Origin of the sequence: Pseudomonas sp. DD1 (assembly GCF_044510355.1) — a bacterium.
Lineage (GTDB): Bacteria > Pseudomonadota > Gammaproteobacteria > Pseudomonadales > Pseudomonadaceae > Aquipseudomonas > Aquipseudomonas shahriarae.
This window is the reverse complement of record NZ_MSAJ01000006.1, coordinates 19,233-42,836: the sequence shown is the minus strand read 5'-3', so window position 1 is coordinate 42,836 and position 23,604 is coordinate 19,233. Positions and strand designations below refer to the sequence as shown.

The window sequence follows — 23,604 nt, the reverse complement described above, 5'->3', positions numbered from 1 at the left end:
ACACCCTTTGGAACCCGAAACAGCTATGTCATCGCGTAAATTTGGACTCAACCTGGTGGTGGTGCTGGCAATTGCCGCGCTGTTCACCGGTTTCTGGGCGCTGATCAACCGCCCGGTCACTACCCCCAACTGGCCTCAGCAGATTTCCGGGTTTTCTTACTCGCCGTTCCAGCAGGGCCAGTACCCGCAAAAAGACCAGTACCCGACCGACGAACAAATGCGTCAGGACCTTGCGATCATGAGCAAGCTGACGGACAACATTCGGACCTATTCGGTCGACGGCCCTCTGGGGAATATCCCCAAGCTAGCGGAAGAGTTCGGCCTGCGTGTGACCCTGGGGATCTGGATCAGCCCGGACCTTGAGCGCAACGAGCGCGAAATCCAGCGGGCCATCGAGATCGCCAACAGCTCGCGCAGCGTGGTACGTGTGGTGGTCGGCAACGAGGCCATCTTCCGCAAGGAGATCACCCCCGAAGAGCTGATTGTCCTGCTGGACCGGGTGCGCGCCGCCGTCAAAGTGCCAGTGACTACCTCCGAGCAGTGGCATATCTGGGAACACAACCCGCAACTGGGCAAGCATGTCGACCTGATCGCCGCGCACGTTCTGCCGTACTGGGAACATGTGCCGATGGCCCAGGCCGGGCAATTCGTCCTCGACCGGGCCAAGGATCTGAAAAAGACCTTCCCGAAAAAGCCATTGCTGCTGTCGGAAGTCGGCTGGCCGAGCAATGGCCGCATGCGCGGTGGCGCGGACGCCTCCCCGGCTGACCAGGCCATTTACCTGCGCACTCTGGTCAACAAGCTGAACCGCCAGGGCTACAACTACTTCGTGATCGAAGCCTTCGACCAACCCTGGAAAGCCAGTGACGAAGGCTCGGTGGGCGCCTATTGGGGCGTGTTCAACGCCGCGCGCCAGCAGAAATTCAACTTTGAAGGGCCGGTCGTGGCGATTCCGCAATGGCGGGTGCTGGCCATCGGCTCGGTGGTGTTGGCACTGCTGTCGCTGACCTTGCTGATGATCGACGGCTCGTCCCTGCGCCAGCGTGGCCGCACCTTCCTGACCTTTATCGCGTTCCTGTGCGGCTCGGTGCTGGTCTGGATCGGCTACGACTACAGCCAGCAATACAGCACCTGGTTCAGCCTGACCGTGGGCTTCTTGCTCGCGCTGGGTGCCATGGGCGTGTTTATCGTGTTGCTGACCGAGGCCCATGAACTGGCGGAAGCGGTCTGGACGCACAAGCGCCGGCGTGAATTCCTGCCGGTTGAAGGGGATTCGGACTACCGCCCGAAAGTCTCCATCCATGTGCCGTGCTACAACGAGCCGCCGGAAATGGTCAAACAGACCCTCGACGCTCTGGCCGCCCTCGATTACCCGGACTACGAAGTCCTGATCATCGACAACAACACCAAGGACCCGGCGGTGTGGGAACCGGTACGCGACTACTGCCTGACCCTGGGCCCGCGCTTCAAGTTCTTCCACGTCGCGCCCCTGGCTGGCTTCAAGGGTGGCGCGCTGAACTACCTGATCCCGCACACCGCCAAGGATGCCGAAGTGATCGCGGTGATCGACTCGGACTACTGTGTGTCGCCCAACTGGCTCAAGCACATGGTGCCGCACTTCGCCGACCCGAAAATCGCCGTGGTGCAGTCGCCCCAGGATTACCGCGACCAGAACGAAAGCACCTTCAAGAAGCTCTGCTACGCCGAATATAAAGGCTTCTTCCATATCGGCATGGTCACCCGCAACGACCGCGACGCGATCATCCAGCACGGCACCATGACCATGACCCGCCGCTCGGTGCTCGAAGAACTGGGCTGGGCCGACTGGTGCATCTGTGAAGACGCCGAACTGGGCCTACGGGTATTCGAGAAAGGTCTGTCGGCTGCGTACTACCACACCAGCTACGGCAAGGGCCTGATGCCCGATACCTTTATCGACTTCAAGAAACAGCGGTTCCGCTGGGCCTATGGCGCGATCCAGATCATCAAGCGCCACACCGCCAGCCTGCTGCGCGGCAAGGACACTGAGCTGACCCGTGGCCAGCGCTACCACTTCCTCGCGGGCTGGTTGCCGTGGGTAGCGGACGGAATGAACATCTTCTTCACCGTCGGTGCCCTGTTGTGGTCGGCGGCGATGATCATTGTGCCGACCCGGGTCGACCCGCCGTTGCTGATCTTCGCAATCCCGCCGTTGGCGCTGTTTGTGTTCAAGGTCGGCAAGATCATCTTCCTCTACCGCCGCGCCGTTGGTGTGAACCTCAAGGATGCGTTCTGCGCAGCCCTGGCCGGGTTGGCGTTGTCCCACACCATCGCCAAGGCAGTGCTGTATGGCTTCTTCACCACCAGTATTCCGTTCTTTCGTACACCGAAAAACGCGGATAACCACGGCTTCTGGGTAGCGATTTCCGAAGCCCGCGAAGAGATGTTCATTATGTTGCTGCTGTGGGGCGCGGCGCTGGGGATCTACCTGGTGCAGGGCCTGCCAAGCAATGACATGCGCTTCTGGGTGGTGATGCTGCTGGTGCAATCACTGCCGTATGTGGCGGCGTTGATCATGGCGTTCCTGTCGTCACTGCCGAAACCGGCAGCGGTGGCGGAGCCCGCGACGGCCGCGTAAAAACTTGCGCAATGCACTAAACGGCGGCGTCTGGTCGCCGTTTTGCTATAAGATAACGGCCCTTTATGGATTCAGGCAGCCACTGCCCCCCCCTTGTGGGAGCGGGCTTGCCCGCGATGGCATCGCTGCGGTGCAACTGCTACACCGCGGCGCCTGCATCGCGGGCAAGCCCGCTCCCACATTGGATATATTTCACTCTCGTCTTGCGCCCTGACACACCTTCGGAGTTTTCCCATGACGGCCCACGCCGACCTTTCGCCGACCCTCCAACTCGCTATCGACTTGATCCGCCGCCCGTCGGTGACACCGATCGACGCCGATTGCCAGAAGCTGATGATGCAGCGCCTGGGCGACGCCGGCTTTGCGCTTGAGCCGATGCGCATCGAAGATGTGGACAACTTCTGGGCCACCCACGGCAAGCATGAAGGCCCGGTGCTGTGCTTCGCCGGCCACACCGACGTGGTCCCGACCGGCCCGGTGCAGGCCTGGCAGAATGACCCGTTCGACGCACTGATCGACGAACACGGCATGTTGTGCGGGCGTGGCGCGGCCGACATGAAGGGCAGCCTGGCCGCGATGCTGGTGGCCTCCGAGCGCTTTGTGAAGGACTATCCGGACCACAAGGGTTCGGTGGCGTTTCTGATCACCAGCGACGAAGAAGGCCCGGCGCACCACGGCACCAAGGCAGTGATCGAGCGCCTGGCAGCACGCAAGGAGCGCCTGGACTGGTGCATCGTCGGTGAACCGTCGAGCACCACCCTGGTGGGCGATGTGGTCAAGAACGGCCGTCGCGGCTCCCTCGGTGCGACCCTGACCGTGCGCGGTGTGCAAGGCCACGTGGCTTACCCGCACCTGGCAAAGAACCCGATCCACCTGGCCGCCCCGGCCCTGGCCGAACTGGCCGCCGAGCATTGGGACAACGGCAATACCTTCTTCCCGCCGACCAGCTTCCAGATTTCCAACCTCAATTCCGGCACCGGCGCCACCAACGTGATCCCGGGTGAGCTGACGGCGGTGTTCAACTTCCGTTTCTCCACCGAGTCCACCGTCGAAGGCCTGCAACAGCGGGTCGCGGCTATTCTCGACAAGCATGGCCTGGACTGGCATGTGGAGTGGGCGCTGTCGGGCCTGCCGTTCCTGACCGAGCCGGGCGCGCTGCTCGATGCGGTGTCCGCCAGCATCAAGGCCATTACCGGCCGCGAGACCCAGGCGTCCACCAGCGGCGGCACCTCCGACGGGCGCTTTATCGCGACCCTCGGCACCCAAGTGGTGGAACTGGGCCCGGTCAACGCGACGATCCATCAGGTCAACGAGCGCATTCTGGCCAGCGACCTCGATGTGCTGACCGAAATCTACTACCAGACCCTGATCAAGTTGCTCGCCTGATGCTTGCTTGCCCCATTTGCAGTGCGCCCCTCAATGAGGTGGATAGTGGCGTGGTATGCCCGGCCGGGCACCGGTTCGACCGGGCCCGCCAGGGTTACCTGAACCTGTTGCCGGTGCAGCACAAGAACAGCCGTGACCCAGGCGATAACCTGGCCATGGTGCAAGCGCGCCGCGACTTCCTCAATGCCGGGCACTACGCGCCTGTGGCCAGGCGCCTGGCCGCCCTGGCAGCCGAACGCAAACCCCAGCGCTGGCTGGATATCGGTTGCGGCGAAGGCTACTACACCGCGCAAATCGCCGATGCCCTGCTACGCGCCGATGGTTATGCCCTGGATATTTCCAAGGAAGCAGTCAAGCGCGCGTGCAAACGCAACCCGACGCTGACTTGGCTGATCGCCAGCATGGCCCGTGTGCCGCTGGCCGACGGCAGTTGCCAGTTCCTCGCCAGCGTGTTCAGCCCCCTGGACTGGCAGGAAGCCAAGCGCCTGCTCAGCCCCGGCGGCGGCCTGATGAAGGTCGGGCCGACCAGCGGCCACCTGATGGAACTGCGCGAACGCCTGTACGACGAAGTGCGCGAGTACACCGACGACAAGCACCTGGCCCTGGTGCCAGACGGCATGAGCCTGCAACACAGCGAAGTGCTGGAGTTCAAGCTCAGCCTGGCCGCCCCCGAGGACCGCGCCAATCTGCTGGCGATGACCCCCCATGGCTGGCGTGCCAGCGCCGAGCGCCGCGCCCAGGTGATCGAGCAGGCTGAACCGCTGCTGGTCACCGTGTCGATGCGCTACGACTATTTCGTGCTTCAATAACCGACTATTCCGGGCCTTTGCGCCCACCCTGAATCCGCGAATGGATTTTCGAATCCCGCAACGAGGAACATCCATGCGCCAACCCGATATCGAGATTTACCTCAAGGACGCCGACGTCGACTACAAGGCTATCGCCGCCTGGCTCGGCGCTGCCCTGGGGCCGTGCACCGACTGGGTACAGAAGGGCCAGACCTACAAGTGCAAGGCCGGCAATGTGCCAGTGACCTGGCTGCCCAAGGCCGTGGGCAAATGGAACAGCCTGTACCTGGAAAGCGACCAGACCCCGTGGGAAGACGACATCGCCTGCGCCCGTGCGGCCTTTGCCGCGCTGAACGTTGAAGTGCGCTGCGCGCCGGGGACGTGGGTCGAGGAAGAAGGTGAAGAAAGCGCCGACACCTGGATTCGGATCAGCACCGACGGTGAAGAGCAGATCACCTGGAAAACCACCTGATTCTGAACTGTGAACCCAATCAGATGTGGGAGCGGGCTTGCTCGCGAAAGCAGTCAATCAGTCAACCTCTACAGTGACTGATTCAGCGCTTTCGCGAGCAAACCCGCTCCCACATGGGTTCAGCGGCGTTGCAGAAATCTGCTTTAAAGACCGACTACATCCTCAGCCTGCAAGCCCTTGTCGCCGGTCACCACGGCGTATTCCACCTGCTGGCCCTCGGCCAGGGAGCGGTGGCCTTCACCGCGGATAGCGCGGTAGTGCACAAACACATCCTTGCCATCCTCCCGCTGGATAAAACCATAGCCCTTGGCGTCGTTGAACCACTTCACATTGCCGGTTTCGCGCGTTGTCATCTGTTTGCTCCCACTGGTTTTTATTGTTGAGTCAGTCGCATTGAACTGCCGAGTATAAGACAGGCTCAAAAACGATCAACTCAACTTTACATCGCTGCTTTTTTGCCGATTTTCGGCGAATACGGCACACTACCCGCCCGAGCGCCTGCTCGGTTTTTTCCACTCAAAGCAGCACGCCTATGACCCGCTCCCCGTTCCGCCGTCTGGTATTTGGCACCTTGCGCCGACTGTTGTACCTCTGGGTTCGCTCGGAGACGATCAACCAGTCGTCCCTCACCCTTAACCTGGACCGCAGCCGGCCGGTGTTCTACGTCCTGCAATCGCCCTCCCTGACCGAACTGGCCGTGGTGGATGCCGAGTGCACCAAGGCCGGCTTGCCGCGCCCAGTGCTGCCGGTGTCCGTTGGCCCGTTGATGGAACCGGCGGCGTTCTTCTACCTGACCCCGGACCCGGACTGGCTCGGCCGCCAGGACAAGCGCGGCGCGCCGCCGACCCTGACCCGCCTGGTCAACACCCTGACCGAGCATGCCGAAGAAAACGCCCAGATCATTCCGGTCAGCGTGTTCTGGGGCCAGTCGCCCGCCAGCGAGTCGAGCCCCTGGAAACTGCTGTTCGCCGACAGTTGGGCAGTCACCGGGCGCCTGCGCCGGCTGTTGAGCATCCTGATCCTGGGGCGCAAGACCCGAGTACAATTCTCTGCGCCAATCAACCTGCGTGAATTGATCGAGCACAATAAAGGTCACGAACGCACCGTACGAATGGCCCAACGCATCCTGCGGGTACACTTTCGCAACCTGAAGACTGCGGTGATCGGCCCCGACCTGTCCCACCGGCGCAACCTGGTCAAAGGCCTGGTGAACATGCCGCTGGTGCGCCAGGCGATCCTCGACGAGGCCGAGCGGGAAAAGATCACCCCGGAAAAAGCCAAGGCCCAGGCCCTGCGCTATGGCAACGAAATTGCCTCGGACTACACCTACACCGCCATCCGCTTCCTCGAAGTGGTGCTGAGCTGGTTCTGGAACAAGATCTACGACGGCATCAAGGTCAACAATATCGAAGGTGTGCAAAAGGTCGCCCAGGGCTACGAAGTGATCTACGTGCCCTGCCACCGCAGCCATATCGACTACCTGCTGCTGTCTTACCTCCTATTCAAGAACGGCCTGACCCCGCCGCACATTGCTGCCGGGATCAATCTCAATATGCCGGTGATCGGCAGCCTGTTGCGCCGCGGCGGGGCGTTTTTCATGCGCCGTACCTTCAAAGGCAACCCGCTGTACACCTCGGTGTTCAACGAATACCTGCATACCCTGTTCACCAAGGGCTTCCCGGTGGAGTACTTCGTCGAAGGCGGCCGCTCGCGCACCGGGCGCATGCTGCAACCCAAGACCGGGATGCTGGCGATCACCCTGCGCAGCTTCCTGCGCTCCTCGCGCATGCCCATCGTGTTTGTGCCGGTGTATATCGGCTATGAACGGGTGCTGGAAGGCCGCACCTACCTGGGCGAACTGCGCGGGGCGACGAAAAAGAAAGAGTCGATCTTCGATATCTTCAAGGTCATTGGCGCGCTGAAGCAGCGCTTTGGCCAGGTGGCGGTCAACTTCGGCGAGCCGATCAAGCTGGCGGAATTCCTTGACCAGGAGCAACCGGACTGGCGCGCCCAGGATCTGGCACCGAACTACAAGCCGGCCTGGTTGAATGAGACCACCAACCGCCTCGGCGAGCGCGTCGCCCAGCACCTCAACGAGGCCGCCGCGATCAACCCGGTGAACCTGGTGGCGTTGGCGCTACTGTCCACCAGCCGCCTGGCCCTGGACGACCAGGCCATGGCCCGGGTGCTGGACCTGTACCTGGCGCTGCTGCGCCGGGTGCCGTACTCGCCCCACACCACGCTGCCCGAAGGTGACGGCCAGGCCTTGATCAAGCACGTCAAGGACATGAACCTGCTGTCGGAACAGAGTGATGCCCTGGGCAAGATCCTCTATCTGGACGAGCAAAACGCCGTCCTGATGACCTATTACCGCAACAACGTGCTGCATATCTTCGCCCTGCCGGCGCTGTTGGCCAGCTTCTTCCAGAGCAGCTCGCGCATGAGCCGCGAACAGATCCTGCGCTACACCCGTGCGCTCTATCCGTACCTGCAATCGGAGTTGTTCATCCGCTGGACCCTGGACGAACTTGACGCAGTGGTCGACCAGTGGCTCGAAGCCTTGGTAGAACAAGGTCTGCTGCGCTTTGAAAACAACATCTACCTGCGCCCGGCGCCCAGCTCGCGCAACTTTGTGCTGCTGACCCTGCTGTCCAAGAGCATTGCCCAGACCCTGCAACGCTTCTACATGGCCATTTCCCTGCTGCTCAACAGTGGCCAGAACAGCATCAGCGCCGAAGAGCTGGAAGACTTGTGCACGGTCATGGCCCAGCGCCTGTCGATCCTGCATGGCCTGAATGCCCCGGAGTTCTTCGATAAGAGCCTTTTCCGACATTTTATTCAGACGTTGCTCGAGCAAGATGTGCTGCGTCGCGATGAAGCCGGCAAGTTGAGTTACCACGACCTGCTCGGCGAATTGGCCGAAGGCGCAGCCAAACGGGTGTTGCCGGCGGAGATTCGCCTGTCGATCCGCCAGGTCGCGTTGCACCGCAATGAAGAAGCGCCCGCACCGGACGCCGAGGCGGACGAAACCCGCTAGATTTACCAGGGCGCCAGGGTGTTTCTGGCGCCGTTGACAAGGAGCTGTACCATGAAAAAAATCATCCTCTTGGGCCTGACCGCCCTGCTGGGAGCCTGTCACTCGATGAATCCTGCGCCCAAAGCCAGCCTTGATGGCGAAGTGTTCTACCTGCAACGCATCGCCCTGCCGCCTGCCGCGACCTTGAGCGTCAGCCTGCAGGATGTGTCCCTGGCCGATGCGCCCGCCGTCACCCTGGCCGAGCAGAAAGGCCCGATCAACGGCCAGGTGCCGCTACCCTTCCACCTGAGCTACGACCCGGCCCAGGTCAAGCCTGGCCACAGCTATTCGGTCAGCGCTCGCATCGAGCTGGATGGCAAGCTAATGTTTATCACCACCGAGCGCCATTCGGTGCAGTTGAACGGCCAGGATTCCCAGCCGCTGCGCCTGCGCGTTGACGCCGTTGCCCACTGATCCAGTCGATTAAAAGGAAGCGCCCATGCTCCGTAACTCTCTTCGCCTCACCACCTTGTGTGCCGGCCTGCTGCTCGGTGCCAACGCCATGGCCCTGTCCCTCGGTGACCTGTCCCAGGGCGACGCTACCGGCGGCCTCAAGGACGCCCTGACCCAAGGCGCACAGATTGCCGTCAAGCAACTGGGGGCTCCCGGTGGCTTCAGCAACAACCCCGAGGTCAAGATCGGTTTGCCGGGCAAGCTGGAGAAAGCTGCCGGCGCCCTGAAAATGCTCGGCATGGGCGATCAGATCACCCAGCTTGAAGCCAGCATGAACAAGGCCGCCGAATCCGCCGTGACCCAGGCCCAGCCGATTCTGGTGAATGCCGTGAAAAACATGAGCGTGAACGACGCCAAGGGCATCCTCAGCGGTGGCCAGGATTCGGCGACCCAGTATCTGGACAAAAGCAGCCGTGAGCAGATCCGCGCCAAGTTCCTGCCGATCGTCAAGCAATCCACGGACAAGGTCGGTGTAGCCCAGCAGTACAACGCACTCGCCAAAAAGGCGCCCCTGGGTTTACTGGGTGGCAAGAGCGACAGCGTCGAAAACTACGTGACTGAGCAAGCGCTGGACGGTCTGTTCAAGATGATTGCCCAACAGGAAGAAAGCATTCGCCAGAACCCGGCAGCCGCCGCGACCAGCCTGGCGAAGAAAGTGTTCGGTGCCCTCTAGGTATACCGTCGGTAACAAACAACAACGCCCCGAATAATTGGGGCGTTGGTGTTATTGCCCAGCGGACATGCACCTTACTACCATCAGCTGTAGCTGATTTTTCCCTCGTACTTGATGGTACTGGAGAACTGCGGCGGTTGAGCGTGGTGGTGGTGGCAGGGCGGAGGCTTGCATTTGGATTTACCGCGCTTGCCCATTTTGAAGGCCATCATCGGCATCATGCCCAGACCTATACCTATACCACCCATTGCAAATAAACCCATAGGTAATTCCTCGCAGGTTGATAAAGCCTTGTTCTGTAACAACCCCGTTGCCAGAAGAAGGTACCTGTAACTCAGGTACCCCTAAGTGGCAAACACGCAGGAAAAGGTTCCTAAACCGCGTAGCCGATTCACGCAGGCTTATGCCGAGCGCGGCTTGACCCGGAACCACGCCGCATACAACGCCGGCAAAAACAGCAGCGTCAACGCCGTCGCCACAATCAACCCACCCATGATCGCCACCGCCATCGGCCCGAAAAACACACTGCGCGACAGCGGGATCATCGCCAACACCGCCGCCAGGGCCGTCAGCACAATCGGCCGGAAGCGCCGCACGGTGGCTTCGATAATCGCCTGCCAAGGCTCCAGGCCCGCCTTGATGTCCTGCTCGATCTGGTCCACCAGGATCACCGAGTTACGCATGATCATCCCCGACAACGCGATGGTCCCCAACATGGCCACGAAGCCAAACGGCTGGCGGAACACCAGCAGGAACAGCGTCACCCCGATCAGCCCCAGCGGCGCGGTCAGGAACACCATGGCCGTGCGCGAGAAGCTGCGCAGTTGCAGCATCAGCAAGGTCAGCACCACCACGATAAACAGCGGCACCCCGGCCTTCACCGAGTTCTGCCCTCGGGCGGAGTCTTCCACGGTGCCGCCCACGTCCAACAGGTAACCGTCCGGCAATTCGGCACGCACATCTGCCAGGGTCGGCAGGATCTGCTGGACCAGGGTCGCCGGTTGCTCCTTGCCGTAGATATCAGCACGTACAGTCACCGTTGGCAGGCGGTTGCGGTGCCAGATAATGCCTTCCTCGAAGCCATATTCCAGGGTGGCGATCTGCGACAGCGCCACGCTGGTGCCGTTGTCGGTCGGCACCGCCAGGCTCGGCAGCAGCGACAATTCGGTGCGCTCATGCACGGTGCCGCGCAGGAGGATTTCGATCAACTCGTTGTCTTCCCGGTATTGGCTGACGCTGGAGCCGGTCAGGGAGCTCTGGAGGAATTTCGACAGGTTGACGGTGCTCACGCCCAAGGCGCGGGCGCGGTCCTGGTCGACATTGAGGTAGACGATCTTGCTCGGCTCTTCCCAGTCCAGATGCACGTTGACCACGTGGCTGTTCTCACGCACTTTGGCCGCGACCTTGCGCGCCAGGGCACGTACTTCTTCGATGTGCTCGCCGGTCACGCGGAACTGCACCGGGTAACCAACCGGCGGGCCGTTCTCCAGGCGGGTGACCCGCGAACGCAGGTCGGGGAATTGCTCGTTGAGGGTTTCGATCAACCAGGTGCGCAGGGTTTCGCGCTCCTCGATGGTCTTGGCCAACACCACAAACTGGGCAAAGCTGGCCGCCGGCAGTTGCTGGTCCAGGGGCAGGTAGAAGCGCGGTGAGCCGGTGCCGACATAGGCCACGTAGTTTTCGATCCCCTCATGCGCCTTGAGCAAGCCTTCGAGACGCTTGACCTGCTCGGCGGTGCTGCTCAGGGAGGCGCCTTCCGCCAGTTTCAGGTCGACCATCAGTTCCAGGCGTCCGGACGCCGGGAAGAATTGTTGCGGGACAAAACGGAACAGCGCCACCGAGCCGATAAACAGCAGCACCGTCAGCACAATCACGGTTTTGCGGCGACGCACGCACCACTCCACCCAGCGGCGTACGCGCTGGTAGAACGGCGTACCGTACGGATCCGGCCCATCAGTACCGTGCTTGGCCGCATGAATTTTCGCCAGATCCGGCAGGAGCTTTTCCCCCAGATACGGCACAAACACCACAGCGGCGACCCACGAGGCCAGCAGCGCGATGGTCACCACCTGAAAGATCGAGCGGGTGTATTCGCCGGTACTCGATTGCGCGGTGGCAATCGGCAGGAAGCCGGCTGCGGTGATCAGCGTACCGGTGAGCATCGGAAACGCCGTACTGGTCCAGGCGAAACTGGCTGCCTTGAGACGGTCGTAGCCCTGCTCCATTTTGATCGCCATCATTTCCACGGCGATGATCGCGTCGTCCACCAACAGGCCCAGGGCCAGGACCAGCGCCCCCAGGGAAATCTTGTGCAGGCCGATGCCCAGGTAATACATGCAGGCAAACGTCATCGCCAGCACCAGCGGAATCGCCAGTGCCACCACCATGCCGGTGCGCACACCGAGGGAGAAGAAACTCACCAGCAATACAATCGCCAAGGCCTCGGCCAAGACCTGGACGAATTCGCCCACGCTGGTCTTCACCGCAGCCGGCTGGTCCGATACCTTGCGCAGTTCCATGCCTGCCGGAAGGTTCTTCTGCAGGCGTGCGAACTCGCCCTCCAGGGCCTTGCCCAGTACCAGGATATCGCCACCATCGCGCATGGCCACGGCCAGGCCGATTGCGTCGTCACCCATATAGCGCATACGTGGCGCCGGTGGGTCGTTGAAGCCCCGGTGAATCTCGGCCACATCGCCGATGCGGAAGGTGCGGTCGCCGACGCGGATCGGGAAATTGCGGATCTCTTCGACCGTCTTGAAGTTACCCGACACCCGCAGTTGCACGCGCTCGCTCGGGGTCTCAAAGAACCCGGCGGTGGACACCGCGTTCTGCTCCTGCAACGCCTGCTGCACCGCCGCCAGGGGCAGGCCGAGGGTGGCGAGCTTGAGGTTGGACAGCTCGATCCATATCTTCTCGTCCTGCAACCCCAGCAGATCGACCTTGCCCACATCCGGCACCCGTTGCAGCTGGATCTGGATGCGGTCGGCGTAGTCCTTGAGCACCGCGTAGTCAAAACCCTCGCCGGTCAGGGCGTAGATATTGCCAAAGGTGGTGCCGAATTCATCGTTGAAGAACGGGCCCTGGATGTCCGGTGGCAGGGTCTGGCGGATATCGCTGATCTTCTTGCGCACCTGGTACCACAGGTCGGGAATCTGCGCCGAGTGCATCGAGTCCCGCGCAATAAACGTGACCTGGGATTCGCCCGGGCGGGAGAACGAGACAATGCGCTCGTACTCGCCGGTTTCCATTAGCTTCTTTTCAATGCGCTCGGTGACCTGGCGCGAGACTTCCTGGGCCGTGGCCCCTGGCCAGTTGGTCTTGATGACCATGGCTTTGAAGGTGAACGGCGGGTCTTCACTTTGCCCCAGCTTGGTGTAGGACAACGTACCGACGACGGCCAGCAGCAGCATCAGGAACAGGACGATCTGGCGATTGCGCAACGCCCATTCGGAAAGATTGAAACCCATCGGGGACTACTCCTTGTTGGCCGCCAGATTCACCACCCGGTTGGAGCGATCCACCGGGCGTACTTGCTGGCCCTCATGGAGCACATGGACACCGGCGGCAATCACCCAGTCGGAGGGGCTCAGGCCTTCAAGCACCGGTACGCTTTTTTCGCCGAACGCGCCGATGCGCACCGCCGTGCGCTTGAGGGTGTTATCCGGCTTGACCAACCAGACGTAGGACGCGCCGTTCTCTGCGCTGAGGGCAGACAGCGGCACCGACAACGGAATCACGCCGTCGGCCTGGATAAAGACCCGCGCGCTCTGCCCCAGCTCCGCCGGGACTTTACCGGCGTTGAAGGCGACACGGGCGGCGAAGGTACGCGACTTGGGATCGGCCGCCGGCGACAGCTCGCGAATGCGCCCCTCGAAGCGTTGGTCGGGCTGGCTCCACAGCTCCACGGAGACCGGCTGGCCGACCTTGAAGCGACCGAAGCTCTGCTCCGGGAAGCTGATCAACACTTCACGCTCGCCATCGGTGGCCAGGGTGAACACGGTCTGCCCGGCCGACACTACTTGCCCGACTTCCACTGCACGCTTGGCGACCACGCCATCCTGGGGTGCGCGCAGCACGGCATAGCCGGCCTGGTTGTTGGCCACGTCGAATTCAGCCTTGATCTGCTGCAGGCGTGCGACACCAGAACGGTAGAGGTTTTCGGAATTGTCGTACTGGGAACGGCTGACCATCTGACGGTCCATCAGGGTCTTGTAGCGATCACGCTCGGCCCGCACCAGGCTCAGGTTGGCCTCGGCTGCCGTGACCTGGGCACGGGTGGCCTGCAGTTGCAGGCGTACATCCTGGGGATCGAGTTCTGCCAGCGGCTGGTTGGCCTTGACGCGCTCGCCCTCCTCCACCAGCCGGCGACTGACTTTGCCACCAATGCGAAAGGCCAGGTCCGGCTCATAACGGGCGCGAACCTCGCCTGGATAACTGTCCATTGCCAGCGCCGAGGGCTGTGGCTGCACCACCATGGCCGGGCGGACGGTGGTTTGGGCCGCTTCTTCATGGCCGCAGGCAGCCAATAAAAGAGCAAGGCTGGCAGGCAACGCGAGGTGCAGGAAAATGCTGCGCATGCTGAAGGACCTTTCGCAAATGGTGCTTGGAGTAATTATACTGGCCAGTATGTTATTAATACCAAACTCACCAGTCCAGTATTAAAGTGAAAATGTCCGACAATCCTGTAAACACCAATAGCCCCGGGCGTCCCAAGGACATGGCAAAACGCCAGGCAATCCTCGACGCGGCGAAAATCCTGTTTTTGAGCAACGGTTACGCGAGTACCAGCATGGATGCCGTGGCCGTTGAGGCTGGCGTGTCGAAACTGACGGTCTACAGCCACTTCACCGACAAGGAAACGCTGTTCACCGCCGCCGTCGAAGCCAAGTGCGAAGCACAACTGCCGGTGATGTATTTCGAGTTGCCCGACGACGTGCCAGTGGAGAAGGTGCTGCTGAACATCGCCCGAGGCTTTCACCTGCTGATCAACAGCGAGGAATCGGTGAACCTGCATCGCCTGATGATGACCTCAGGCAATCAGGATCCGAAGCTGTCGCAGATCTTCTTCGAAGCCGGCCCCATGCGGATGTTGCAGGGCATGGAGCGCCTGCTGGGCAAGATCAATCAAAGTGGCGCATTGCGCATCGACAAGCCGTTTACCGCAGCCGAGCACTTCTTTTGCCTGCTCAAGGGCACGGCAAACTTCTGCTTGCTGTATGGCTGCGGCGAACGCTTGAGCGAAGCGGCCGCCGAGGAGCATGTGCAGGAAGTGGTGGGATTGTTTATGCGGGCGTACCGGCCTTGAGCGCTTTCTTGGGATAAATATCGTACCGGCTGGATTTGCCATCCAGCGCATGGCTCGGCTTGGGCCCCTCAATGCACGGCGCCTTGCGTGGGCGCTTCACCACCACCCGGTGGCTGGCCAGGGCCAAGGCCGCCGCGAGCAATGCCGGGGCATCCGGATCGTCACCCACCAGCGGGCGGAACAGGCGCATTTCCTTCTTCACCAGGGCGGTTTTCTCCCGATGGGGAAACATTGGGTCGAGGTAGATCACCTGCGGCGGCTCACCTTCCCAATTACGCATCACCTCGATGGAATTGCCCTTGAGCAGGGTCATCCGCGCAACAATCGGCGCCACTTCAAAATCCTCCGCCCCACGCGCCAGACCATCTTCGAGCAAGGCACCGATCAACGGCTGACGTTCGATCAGGCTCATCTCGCAGCCCAGGCTGGCCAGCACGAAGGCATCCTTACCCAGGCCGGCCGTGGCATCCAGCACTCGCGGGCGCACGCCTTGGGACACCCCCACCGCCTTGGCAATCATCTGCCCGCTGCCACCCCCATAGAGCCGCCGATGGGCCGCACCGCCCTCGACAAAATCCACCCGCACCGGGCCAGGCGCATCCGGGCCCAGCTGTTGCAACTGCAGGCCATGCTCACCCACTTGCAGGGCAAAATCGGCGTCCGCCAGTTGCACAGGCAAACCGAGCTGCTCGGCCCAGTGCTGGGCACGGGCCTGAAAACCGTCGGCCAAGGCCTCGACCCGAATGCGGCTGGCCGCGGGTTGTTCGCTCATCGTTTACTACGCTCAAAAATATTAAGGATCGGCAAACAGCGGCCGATAAAAAAGGATCAGGCATTTTGCCAGACCCTGAGCGTCGACCGAGAGAAATGTCAGACATTCATTCCCTATTCACCGGTGTCCTGCCGACCCACAACCACTTCGGCCTGCGCAATACCCAAGCGCTGGCCGGCGTCAGTCATGTGTGGCAGGACTTCTTCGCCCGGGCGTTGGCCGAGCAGCTTGGCCAGGAGCCAGGTGCGCAGCTGGCCGCCGATCCGGTGCCGGTGGATGCCTCGGTCGAACCCAGCGCCGGCAGCGACCTGCTGACGCAAATCGTCACCCAGCGTCATTGCGATGTCCAAGACACCGAGATCGCCCCGCCTGAGCCACTGTTCCTGCCGATTGCCGAGTTCGAACTGGACCTGCTGCCACCGGCGGCCGTGCCGTTCCCGGAGGATGAAATCGTTGCCCAGCAACGCCAGCAGAACTTCGAGAGTGGCTGGGTACGGCCGATCGTCCTGACCGCCGGCCAGCCATTGCCCGAGCCAGGCCCGGCGCCGCAACCCAAGCCGCTGTTCCTGCCGATTGCCGAATTCGAACTGGACCTGCTGCCACCGGCGGCCGAGCCATACCCCGACGAGGAACTGGTGCAACAGCAAAAGGCCCTGGACTTCGATTGCGGCTGGGCCCGCCCATTGATCCTCAACAACCTGCGCCTGGCGGCCTGACCCTTAGCGGCACACCCACCAACGCCCCATATCCAAATGGAAATGGTTGCGATGGGCGGCGTTGTAATCCGGGCTCAAGACCACGTTGAAATCATTGCACGCACTGTCGCGCACCTGCCGCAAAAAACGCGCGCTGGCCCCCTCTCCTGGCCAATCCTTCAACACATTGATGCTGCGTCCATCCGCCAGGCGAAACCCGGCAATGTCCAGGGCATTGGCCGAGGCATGCTGGCTGAGTCGCCCTTCAGCCCGCCCATACATATTGCGGCAGGCAAAACTGCCGAGGTGATCGACCCGCGTCACCGCCTGGCCAAACACCGCCTGGGCAGCCGGCTGCAAGCTGTGGCGCTCGAACAGGGCAAACGCCACCGCCAAGGGGCAACTGGCGAGAAAACTGCTGCTCAACCCCACCTCCGCGCCCTGAACCCGCAACGTGTTGCGCAATGGGCAAGCCGCATCCGCCGGGCTGTCCGCTTGATGGCTGACCCGCAACCCGGAGGTTTTCAGCACCTGGTCGCACAGGGCGGGATCGTCCTGCAAGCGCCCCAGTTTGAAGCGGGTCAGCAGGTTAGGCGCAGCTTGCACATCCAAGGGCGCCCAGGGGTTCCACTCGGCGGGCAGCGGCACCCAGCCGCGCCAGATGCCTACGAGTAGGCCGCCGGCGAGGAGCAGCAACACACCCAACACTTTGAAAAAAGCCACGTCTCAACCCTTGCACAACTGATTTGCCTGGCTGAACGGCATCGAGCGCTCGGTAAAGGTGAAGGTTCCCAGCTCCTGAACCTCCCGCGCGGCCCTGAAGAACTCCCCATAGGCCGCCAGGGCCATGGCCGAGCCGACGCTGATGCGCTTGACGCCCATCTCGCTCAGTTGCGCCACCGAGAGCTTGAGGCCACCTGACATCAACACATTCACCGGTTTTGGCGCCACCGCCCGCACCACCGCCAATACTTCCTCAGCACTGCGCAGGCCCGGGGCATACAACACGTCGGCACCCGCTTCGGCGTAGGCCTGCAAACGGCGAATAGTGTCGGGAAAATCCAGGCGACCATGTAGGAGGTTTTCCGCACGGGCCGTCAGCATGAAGGGAAATGGCAAACTGCGTGCCGCAGCGACGGCAGCCTCGATGCGTTCAACAGACAGATCAAAGGGGTAGATCGGGTCGACCGCAATCCCGGTAGCGTCTTCGATAGAACCGCCGACGATGCCAGTAGCGGCTGCCCGCAACAGGCTTTGGGCACAACCTTGAGGCGTATCGCTGAAGCCGTTTTCCAGGTCCGCCGCCACCGGCAGCGCGGTGGCCTGAACGATCATCCCGGCGTTGCCCAGAGTATCCTCCAGCGACAGCGCGCCTTCAGCATCCGGGCGCCCCAGACTGAAGGCAAAACCCGCGCTGGTAGTGGCCAGGGCTTCAAAACCGAGGCTGGCGAGCATCTTGGCGGAACCGGCGTCCCACGGGTTGGGCATCACGAATGCACGATCACGCTCGTGCAGGGCTCGAAAGGATTCGGCGCGAAGGGTTTGGGCATCCATGACTGACTCCAGGCACAAAAAAACCCTAGAGTAACCCCAGTTGCTCCACCGCGGGTTCCCGATGCAACTGCGCCAGCGCCGGCAACCCCGGTAACCGCTCCATCAATTGCTGATGAAAGCGTATGGCCAGTTGGGCCGCCAGGCGGTTATCCGAAGTGTGCAGGAACACGTAAGGCGTGCGCCCCTCCTCAATCCAGCCAGCGACTTTCTCAAGCCACGGCACGAGGAACGGGTCGTTGGCTTCCAGGTCCGGGTGGCCGATAAAGCGTACCTGGGGAAACTGGGTCAACGCCGCTGGCCGGGGAGGTACCTTGGGCTTTTTAGATTGGGCGTGGAGCACCGCTGCCGAAGTCGACGTGCAACTGAACAAAGCTCGTGGATCCAGGCAGATACGCTCGACCCCGCGATCACGCAGCAGGCGGTTGAGGCTGCGCTCGGCGTCACCCTTGGCGAAGAACTCACGATGCCGCACCTCCACCGCCAACGGGCGCTCCAGGCCGTCGATAAACCCTGCCAGCTCCCCCAGCCGCTGCGGGGTGAAGCTGGCCGGCAGTTGCAGCCACAACGGCGACACCCGCTCGCCCAGCGGGCTCATCAACCCAAGAAAGCTTTCGGCGGCGGGCAACTGTTCGCGCAGGTCGGCACTGTGGCTGATATCACCGGGAAATTTGGCGGTAAACCGAAAGTGCGCGGGCATGATCTCGGCCCAGCGCTGCACGGTGGCCACCGAGGGCCGCGCGTAGAAGGTGGTGTTGCCTTCGCAGGCATTGAACACTTGGCAATACAGCCCGAGAAAATCCGTGGCGCGGGCGTCTTGCGGATACAGGTACTCGCGCCAGGCGTTTTCACTCCAGGACGGGCAACCGAGGAAATAAGGCAACAGCATCAGATGTGGATATCGAGACCCAGCACTTCCATATCCCATTCGACAAAGCCGGCAGTGGTCAGGTAGCTGGCCAGGGCCGTAGCGACGTTTTTGCTCATGGAGCGCGGGAAGATCATGTCTTGCTGGCGGGCCGGAACGCCGCCGATACGCGAACCGCTGGCACCTTGGGCACGGGCGGAAACTGCCGCGCCCTGGGAGGTTTCGGGCTGGACTTCAATAAAGTCGGGGGATTCTTCGACGGACTCGTCTACCGTCACGTTCGCCTTGCGTGGCTTGCGCTTGAGGGGGTAGGACTGGGTAGAAAAGCCGTCTATACGCATACATGCAGATCCGCTATCAATGATGGCAATTTAGCGGCACTTTCCTTGGCACGCAAATGCTCTGGTGATAACTAGAACACATAAACGGGCAAAGGTTTAAACCCAGGGACAAATTCTGACGATTGGCGCGAATTGCCTGCGATCAACGGTGGGACGCGACAGCTCCCACATTAGAGGCCGACCGCAATAAGCCTAGAGCCCGCGCTCGGCCTTGGTCTGCGCCACTTTATCGCGCAGGTACACCGGAGCGGCCTGATCAGCCGGGATCGCCTCGCCGCGCTCCCAGGCAAAACGCGCCAGGCTCAGCAGGTCTTCGGCATGGGGCAACATCCCGGCATCCTGGCCGGCCGTGGCCACGGCGATACGTTCGCCATAACCCCACCCCGTACCAGCGCCAAACCAGTCGCCACTGGCATCGGCCGGCAACGCGGCGGCCTCGGGCGGCTGCACGGCCTCGACGCCGACCAGGCGCATCTCACCAGCGGTTTCGCGGTAGCAGCCCCAATAGACCTCATCCATCCGCGCATCAATGGCGGCCGCGACCTGGCGTGCGCCATGTTCACGCAACGCGCGCTGGGCCAACACGGCCAGGTTGGACACCGGCAGTACCGGCCGCTCCAGGGCAAACGCCAGGCCCTGCACCACACCGATGGCGATGCGCACGCCGGTGAATGCACCCGGGCCGCGGCCAAAGGCGATGGCGTCTACCGCCGACAGGGTGGTGCCGGCATCGAGCAATAGCTGCTTGATCATCGGCAGCAGCTTTTGCGCGTGCAGGCGCGGGATCACCTCATAGTGGCTCGTGACCTTGCCGTTATGCAGCAGGGCAACGGAGCAAGCTTCAGTCGCGGTGTCCAGGGCCAGCAGGGTGCTCATCGGTATGGGTGTCCAAATCGAAAAAAAGTGCGCCAGTATAAACAACAACGGCCCGCAAGCGGGCCGTTGAACGTCAAGCCAATCGTCAGATCAGTTCAGCGCTTCCAGCACCTTGGCGGTGATGGCTTCCACCGAGCCAACGCCCGGGATGTGGCTGTATTTCGGCTTGCCCTGGGCAGCCGACAGCTTCTGGTAGAACTCTACCAGCGGCTTGGTCTGGGAGTGGTAGACCGACAGGCGATGACGCACGGTTTCTTCGGTGTCGTCTTTGCGCTGCACCAGGTCATCACCGGTTACATCATCCTTGCCAGCCACTTTTGGCGGGTTGTAGACAATGTGGTAGACGCGACCCGAGGCTTCGTGAACGCGGCGACCGGCGATACGCTGGACGATCTCTTCATCTTCAACGGCGATTTCAACCACAGCGTCCAGCTCGACGCCGGCTTTCACCAGGGCTTCGGCCTGGGGAATGGTGCGTGGGAAACCGTCGAACAGGAAACCGTTCTTGCAGTCGTCCTGGCTGATGCGTTCCTTGACCAGGTTGATGATCAGGTCGTCGGAGACCAGGCCACCGCTGTCCATCACGCTCTTGGCGATCAGGCCCAGCTCGGTGCCGGCCTTGACGGCAGCGCGCAGCATGTCGCCAGTGGAGATTTGTGGAATGCCGAACTTTTCAGTGATGAACTTTGCCTGAGTACCTTTACCGGCCCCGGGAGCTCCCAGCAGAATGACGCGCATCGATGTGCTCCTCAATTTTTTATAGAGATGACGCTCGGATTCGCCGCGTGGGGCCAATCTCGTAGAATATGCTCGTAAAAATACGAATCCAGGCCGCCCAACCGGCCAAAGGCTGATCAAGATACACAGCGAGCCCTAACCACACAAGCCGCCAAAAGTCGGAAGAACCCGCACCACACAAGCCTTTTGGTCGCGGTATCCCTTGGTGCAACCCGGACACAAAACCGCCGGCACAGCCCTTTCGGGTCAGCCGGCGGTTTTGTGTGCAAGCCCTTGAGAACACGCCAGAAATGTCAGCCGGTGTTACGCAGCCCGGCGGCAATACCGGCCACGGACACCAGCAGCGCCTGTTCCAGAGGGCTGTCCTGTGTCGCTTCCTGCTGGCGGGAGCGGGCCAGCAGTTCGGCCTGCAACAGGTGCAACGGGTCGAGGTAGGTGTTGCGCAGGCGGATGAACTCCAGGGTGTCGGGGCTATGGGCCAGCAGCTGCGACTGGCCGGTCAGGCCAAGCACCACGGCACAGGCCTGCGACAATAGGTCGCGTAAATGCGCACCCAATGGCAACAGGTCGGCTTGCACCAGACGCTGGTCATAGAGCCGGGCGATATCGGCGTCAGCCTTGGCCAGGACCATTTCCAGCATGTCGATACGGGTGCGGAAGAACGGCCATTGTTCGCGCATCTGCCCCAGCAATTCACCTTCGCCGCGCTCCAGGGCCTTGCTCAATGCCGCTTCCCAGCCGAGCCAGGCCGGCAGCATCAGGCGGGTCTGGGTCCAGCCGAAGATCCACGGGATTGCGCGCAGGCTCTCGATGCCGCCGGCACGGCGCTTGGCCGGGCGACTGCCCAGGGGCAAGCGGCCCAGTTCCTGCTCGGGGGTGGACTGGCGGAAGTACTCGACGAACTGCGGATTTTCCCGCACCACCGCGCGATAGGCGCTGACACCATCAGCCGCCAATTCATCCATCAAATGGCGCCAGGCCGGCTCCGGTGGTGGCGGTGGCAACAAGGTCGCCTCCAGCACTGCGGCCAGGTACAGATTGAGGTTCTGCTCAGCGATATCCGGCAAGCCGAACTTGAAACGAATCATCTCGCCCTGCTCGGTGGTGCGGAAACGCCCGGCTACCGAGCCCGGTGGCTGCGACAGAATCGCCGCATGGGCCGGGCCGCCGCCACGGCCCACGGTGCCGCCGCGACCATGGAACAACAACAGTTCCACCTGCTGCTCGCGACAGATATCCACCAGGCGTTCCTGCGCCCGGTATTGGGCCCAGGCCGCAGCCGTGGTGCCGGCGTCCTTGGCCGAGTCCGAATAGCCGATCATCACTTCCTGCGGGCCTTGCAAGCGCGCGCGATAACCGGGCAGCAGCAACAGGCGCTCGATTACCGGGCCGGCGTTGTCCAGGTCGGCCAGGGTCTCGAACAACGGCACCACACGCATCGGCCGCTGCACCCCGGACTCCTTGAGCAGCAACTGCACTGCCAGCACATCGGATGCCGCGCCCGCCATGGAGATGACGTAGGAACCGAGGGAAGCCGCCGGCGCAGCGGCGATTTCCTTACAGGTATTGAGCACTTCGGCGGTATCGGCCGAAGGCTTGAAATACCCCGGCAACAACGGGCGACGATTGGCCAACTCCTTCATCAGGAAGGTGATGCGCGCGTCTTCGTCCCAGTCCTCATAGCGACCCAGACCCAGGTAATCGGTGATTTCGGTCATCGCCGCCGAATGCCGGCTGGAATCCTGGCGTACATCCAGGCGTACCAGGAACAGGCCGAATGTCACTGCACGGCGCAGGCAATCGAGGAGCGGGCCGTCGGCAATCACGCCCATGCCGCAGGCGTGCAGGGACTGGTAGCACAGCTCCAGCGGCTCCAGCAGGTCACGATTGTTTTGCAGCACATCGGCCGGCGCCGGGAGGCTGCCGGTCAACGCCGCGTGCGCCCAATTGCGGGTGGCGCGCAGGCGTTCGCGCAGTTGTTTGAGCAAGGCCCGATAAGGTTCGACGCTATCGCCGACCTTGGCCTGCAACTCAGGGCTGGCCTGCTGCATGGACAGTTCCGAGGCCAGGTGGTCGATATCCCGTAAATACAGATCTGCCGCCATCCAGCGCGCCAGCAGCAGCACTTCACGGGTCACCGGCGCTGTCACATTGGGGTTGCCGTCACGGTCGCCGCCCATCCACGAGGCGAAGCGGATCGGCGCCGCCTCCAGGGGCAGGCGCAGGCCGGTGGCAGCGTGCAAGGCTTGATCGGCCTTGCGCAGGTAGTTGGGGATCGCGTGCCACAGCGAATGCTCGATCACCGCAAAGCCCCACTTGGCCTCGTCCACCGGGGTGGGCCGGGTACGGCGGATTTCTTCGGTGTGCCAGGCTTCGGCGATCAGCCGTTGCAGGCGTTGGCGAATCTGCTCGCGCTCGGCGCTGGTCAGGTCACGGTGATCCTGCAAGGCCAGTTGTGCGGCGATGGCGTCGTATTTCTGGATCAGGGTGCGGCGCGCGACTTCGGTCGGGTGGGCAGTGAGTACCAGCTCGATCTCCAGCCGCGCCAACTGCCGGGCCAGGGATTCGCTGCTGTGGCCCTCACTCTGCAGCCGCGCCAGCAACTCGGGCAGCACCCGCGATTCGAACGGGGCCGGCTGGGACTCATCGCGCCGATGAATCAGTTGGTACTGCTCGGCGATATTGGCCAGGTTGAGGAACTGGTTGAACGCCCGTGCTACCGGCAGCAGCTCGTCTTCCTGCAACTGGTTGAGGCTGGCGCTGAGTTCTTCACCGGCCGCTGCATCCGTGGTCCCGCCCCGGCGATCGGCCTTGGCGCCCTTGCGAATCTGCTCGATCTTGGCGAGGAACTCATCACCGTACTGTTCTCGAATCGTGTTGCCCAGCAATTCACCCAACAGGTGAACATCTTCACGCAAACGTGCATCGATATCGCTCATCAGCCAATCTCCAGCCAGGAATCCGTGATGCTTTGATCTTTAAGAGTGCCGATC

General features: G+C 62.2%; 21 protein-coding genes. 9 read left to right on the top strand and 12 right to left on the bottom strand.

From position 1 onward, the window contains the following. The first annotated feature begins 25 nt into the window (after window positions 1–25). The 4 genes from PSFL_RS05090 to PSFL_RS05075 all read left to right on the top strand — a co-directional run bounded on the left by PSFL_RS05090 (window position 26) and on the right by PSFL_RS05075 (window position 5,263). Entirely contained in the window at window positions 26–2,617 is a 2,592-nt protein-coding gene (locus PSFL_RS05090) for a glycosyltransferase (RefSeq protein WP_057958688.1), read from the top strand. Between the two features lie 234 nt (window positions 2,618–2,851). Continuing rightward, the gene (dapE, locus tag PSFL_RS05085; protein WP_200656644.1) at window positions 2,852–4,003 is read left to right on the top strand and encodes a succinyl-diaminopimelate desuccinylase; all 1,152 of its coding nucleotides are present in this window, start codon (window positions 2,852–2,854) and stop codon (window positions 4,001–4,003) included. Then, a complete protein-coding gene (locus tag PSFL_RS05080) occupies window positions 4,003–4,812 on the top strand; it encodes a putative RNA methyltransferase (RefSeq protein WP_057441753.1) in 810 nt (269 codons plus the stop codon). Before dapE ends, PSFL_RS05080 begins: the two co-directional genes overlap by 1 nt. 73 nt (window positions 4,813–4,885) lie before the next feature. Further along, window positions 4,886–5,263, top strand: coding sequence for a hypothetical protein (locus PSFL_RS05075; protein WP_057445111.1), 378 nt, complete (start codon window positions 4,886–4,888; stop codon window positions 5,261–5,263). A gap of 143 nt (window positions 5,264–5,406) precedes the next feature. Here PSFL_RS05075 and PSFL_RS05070 read toward each other — a convergent pair whose 3' ends face one another. Further along, the gene (locus tag PSFL_RS05070; protein WP_057441757.1) at window positions 5,407–5,616 is read right to left on the bottom strand and encodes a cold-shock protein; all 210 of its coding nucleotides are present in this window, start codon (window positions 5,614–5,616) and stop codon (window positions 5,407–5,409) included. 179 nt (window positions 5,617–5,795) lie between these two features. Here PSFL_RS05070 and plsB point away from each other — a divergent pair, with 179 nt between their 5' ends. Genes plsB through PSFL_RS05055 form a run of 3 tightly spaced genes read left to right on the top strand, consistent with a single transcriptional unit; the run spans window position 5,796 to window position 9,465 of the window. Next, the gene (gene plsB / locus PSFL_RS05065) at window positions 5,796–8,300 is read left to right on the top strand and encodes a glycerol-3-phosphate 1-O-acyltransferase PlsB (RefSeq protein ID WP_120731793.1); all 2,505 of its coding nucleotides are present in this window, start codon (window positions 5,796–5,798) and stop codon (window positions 8,298–8,300) included. 51 nt (window positions 8,301–8,351) lie between these two features. Beyond that, a complete protein-coding gene (locus PSFL_RS05060) occupies window positions 8,352–8,753 on the top strand; it encodes a YbaY family lipoprotein (RefSeq protein WP_397469781.1) in 402 nt (133 codons plus the stop codon). 25 nt (window positions 8,754–8,778) lie between these two features. Beyond that, window positions 8,779–9,465, top strand: a complete 687-nt coding sequence (locus PSFL_RS05055; RefSeq protein ID WP_057441761.1) for a DUF4197 domain-containing protein — start codon at window positions 8,779–8,781, stop codon at window positions 9,463–9,465. 83 nt (window positions 9,466–9,548) lie between these two features. Here PSFL_RS05055 and PSFL_RS05050 read toward each other — a convergent pair whose 3' ends face one another. From PSFL_RS05050 to PSFL_RS05040, 3 genes are all read right to left on the bottom strand, one after another. Beyond that, window positions 9,549–9,728 carry a hypothetical protein gene (locus tag PSFL_RS05050; protein WP_115127516.1) on the bottom strand — a complete coding sequence of 60 codons (180 nt, stop codon included), beginning with the start codon at window positions 9,726–9,728 and terminating at the stop codon, window positions 9,549–9,551. A 138-nt stretch (window positions 9,729–9,866) separates the two neighbouring features. Further along, on the bottom strand, window positions 9,867–12,932 hold the full coding sequence (locus PSFL_RS05045; RefSeq protein WP_397469780.1) for an efflux RND transporter permease subunit: 3,066 nt from the start codon (window positions 12,930–12,932) through the stop codon (window positions 9,867–9,869). Window positions 12,933–12,938: 6 nt separating this feature from the next. Then, a complete protein-coding gene (locus tag PSFL_RS05040) occupies window positions 12,939–14,042 on the bottom strand; it encodes an efflux RND transporter periplasmic adaptor subunit (protein ID WP_057958680.1) in 1,104 nt (367 codons plus the stop codon). A 92-nt stretch (window positions 14,043–14,134) separates the two neighbouring features. Here PSFL_RS05040 and PSFL_RS05035 point away from each other — a divergent pair, with 92 nt between their 5' ends. Continuing rightward, window positions 14,135–14,770, top strand: a complete 636-nt coding sequence (locus tag PSFL_RS05035) for a TetR/AcrR family transcriptional regulator (protein ID WP_057958679.1) — start codon at window positions 14,135–14,137, stop codon at window positions 14,768–14,770. Here PSFL_RS05035 and PSFL_RS05030 read toward each other — a convergent pair. Continuing rightward, window positions 14,748–15,542 carry a class I SAM-dependent methyltransferase gene (locus tag PSFL_RS05030; protein WP_057958678.1) on the bottom strand — a complete coding sequence of 265 codons (795 nt, stop codon included), beginning with the start codon at window positions 15,540–15,542 and terminating at the stop codon, window positions 14,748–14,750. The two genes, PSFL_RS05035 and PSFL_RS05030, sit on opposite strands and share 23 nt — an antisense overlap. 95 nt (window positions 15,543–15,637) lie before the next feature. On the opposite strand from PSFL_RS05030, the gene PSFL_RS05025 reads away from it, so the two are divergent. Continuing rightward, window positions 15,638–16,258 carry a hypothetical protein gene (locus PSFL_RS05025; RefSeq protein WP_057958677.1) on the top strand — a complete coding sequence of 207 codons (621 nt, stop codon included), beginning with the start codon at window positions 15,638–15,640 and terminating at the stop codon, window positions 16,256–16,258. A 3-nt stretch (window positions 16,259–16,261) separates the two neighbouring features. Here PSFL_RS05025 and PSFL_RS05020 read toward each other — a convergent pair whose 3' ends face one another. From PSFL_RS05020 to ppc, 7 genes are all read right to left on the bottom strand, one after another. Continuing rightward, the gene (locus tag PSFL_RS05020) at window positions 16,262–16,960 is read right to left on the bottom strand and encodes an extensin family protein (RefSeq protein WP_120731787.1); all 699 of its coding nucleotides are present in this window, start codon (window positions 16,958–16,960) and stop codon (window positions 16,262–16,264) included. Between the two features lie 3 nt (window positions 16,961–16,963). Next, a complete protein-coding gene (locus PSFL_RS05015; protein ID WP_057441771.1) occupies window positions 16,964–17,791 on the bottom strand; it encodes an oxaloacetate decarboxylase in 828 nt (275 codons plus the stop codon). A gap of 25 nt (window positions 17,792–17,816) precedes the next feature. Continuing rightward, window positions 17,817–18,677, bottom strand: a complete 861-nt coding sequence (locus tag PSFL_RS05010) for a DUF72 domain-containing protein (RefSeq protein ID WP_057441772.1) — start codon at window positions 18,675–18,677, stop codon at window positions 17,817–17,819. Further along, window positions 18,677–18,997: a hypothetical protein gene (locus PSFL_RS05005; protein WP_057441774.1), complete on the bottom strand. Its 321-nt coding sequence runs from the start codon at window positions 18,995–18,997 to the stop codon at window positions 18,677–18,679. The genes PSFL_RS05010 and PSFL_RS05005 overlap by 1 nt, the downstream gene beginning before the upstream one ends. A gap of 192 nt (window positions 18,998–19,189) precedes the next feature. Further along, window positions 19,190–19,873 carry a tRNA (adenosine(37)-N6)-threonylcarbamoyltransferase complex dimerization subunit type 1 TsaB gene (gene tsaB / locus PSFL_RS05000; RefSeq protein ID WP_057958675.1) on the bottom strand — a complete coding sequence of 228 codons (684 nt, stop codon included), beginning with the start codon at window positions 19,871–19,873 and terminating at the stop codon, window positions 19,190–19,192. Window positions 19,874–19,963: 90 nt separating this feature from the next. Further along, entirely contained in the window at window positions 19,964–20,611 is a 648-nt protein-coding gene (gene adk, locus PSFL_RS04995; RefSeq protein WP_057441778.1) for an adenylate kinase, read from the bottom strand. A 293-nt stretch (window positions 20,612–20,904) separates the two neighbouring features. Continuing rightward, window positions 20,905–23,550 carry a phosphoenolpyruvate carboxylase gene (gene ppc, locus PSFL_RS04990; protein WP_057441780.1) on the bottom strand — a complete coding sequence of 882 codons (2,646 nt, stop codon included), beginning with the start codon at window positions 23,548–23,550 and terminating at the stop codon, window positions 20,905–20,907. Window positions 23,551–23,604: the final 54 nt, after the last annotated feature.

What these genes read in the sequence shown, in the direction of transcription:
- PSFL_RS05075 (WP_057445111.1), top strand. Translation starts at nt 4,886, where the DNA reads ATGCGCCAACCCGATATCGAGATTTACCTCAAGGACGCCGACGTCGAC.
- ppc (WP_057441780.1), bottom strand. Translation starts at nt 23,550, where the DNA reads ATGAGCGATATCGATGCACGTTTGCGTGAAGATGTTCACCTGTTGGGT.
- PSFL_RS05040 (WP_057958680.1), bottom strand. Translation starts at nt 14,042, where the DNA reads ATGCGCAGCATTTTCCTGCACCTCGCGTTGCCTGCCAGCCTTGCTCTT.
- tsaB (WP_057958675.1), bottom strand. Translation starts at nt 19,873, where the DNA reads ATGAGCACCCTGCTGGCCCTGGACACCGCGACTGAAGCTTGCTCCGTT.
- PSFL_RS05015 (WP_057441771.1), bottom strand. Translation starts at nt 17,791, where the DNA reads ATGGATGCCCAAACCCTTCGCGCCGAATCCTTTCGAGCCCTGCACGAG.
- PSFL_RS05010 (WP_057441772.1), bottom strand. Translation starts at nt 18,677, where the DNA reads ATGCTGTTGCCTTATTTCCTCGGTTGCCCGTCCTGGAGTGAAAACGCC.
- PSFL_RS05055 (WP_057441761.1), top strand. Translation starts at nt 8,779, where the DNA reads ATGCTCCGTAACTCTCTTCGCCTCACCACCTTGTGTGCCGGCCTGCTG.
- PSFL_RS05035 (WP_057958679.1), top strand. Translation starts at nt 14,135, where the DNA reads ATGTCCGACAATCCTGTAAACACCAATAGCCCCGGGCGTCCCAAGGAC.
- adk (WP_057441778.1), bottom strand. Translation starts at nt 20,611, where the DNA reads ATGCGCGTCATTCTGCTGGGAGCTCCCGGGGCCGGTAAAGGTACTCAG.
- PSFL_RS05025 (WP_057958677.1), top strand. Translation starts at nt 15,638, where the DNA reads ATGTCAGACATTCATTCCCTATTCACCGGTGTCCTGCCGACCCACAAC.
- PSFL_RS05050 (WP_115127516.1), bottom strand. Translation starts at nt 9,728, where the DNA reads ATGGGTTTATTTGCAATGGGTGGTATAGGTATAGGTCTGGGCATGATG.
- plsB (WP_120731793.1), top strand. Translation starts at nt 5,796, where the DNA reads ATGACCCGCTCCCCGTTCCGCCGTCTGGTATTTGGCACCTTGCGCCGA.
- PSFL_RS05060 (WP_397469781.1), top strand. Translation starts at nt 8,352, where the DNA reads ATGAAAAAAATCATCCTCTTGGGCCTGACCGCCCTGCTGGGAGCCTGT.
- PSFL_RS05005 (WP_057441774.1), bottom strand. Translation starts at nt 18,997, where the DNA reads ATGCGTATAGACGGCTTTTCTACCCAGTCCTACCCCCTCAAGCGCAAG.
- PSFL_RS05080 (WP_057441753.1), top strand. Translation starts at nt 4,003, where the DNA reads ATGCTTGCTTGCCCCATTTGCAGTGCGCCCCTCAATGAGGTGGATAGT.
- dapE (WP_200656644.1), top strand. Translation starts at nt 2,852, where the DNA reads ATGACGGCCCACGCCGACCTTTCGCCGACCCTCCAACTCGCTATCGAC.
- PSFL_RS05070 (WP_057441757.1), bottom strand. Translation starts at nt 5,616, where the DNA reads ATGACAACGCGCGAAACCGGCAATGTGAAGTGGTTCAACGACGCCAAG.
- PSFL_RS05090 (WP_057958688.1), top strand. Translation starts at nt 26, where the DNA reads ATGTCATCGCGTAAATTTGGACTCAACCTGGTGGTGGTGCTGGCAATT.
- PSFL_RS05030 (WP_057958678.1), bottom strand. Translation starts at nt 15,542, where the DNA reads ATGAGCGAACAACCCGCGGCCAGCCGCATTCGGGTCGAGGCCTTGGCC.
- PSFL_RS05045 (WP_397469780.1), bottom strand. Translation starts at nt 12,932, where the DNA reads ATGGGTTTCAATCTTTCCGAATGGGCGTTGCGCAATCGCCAGATCGTC.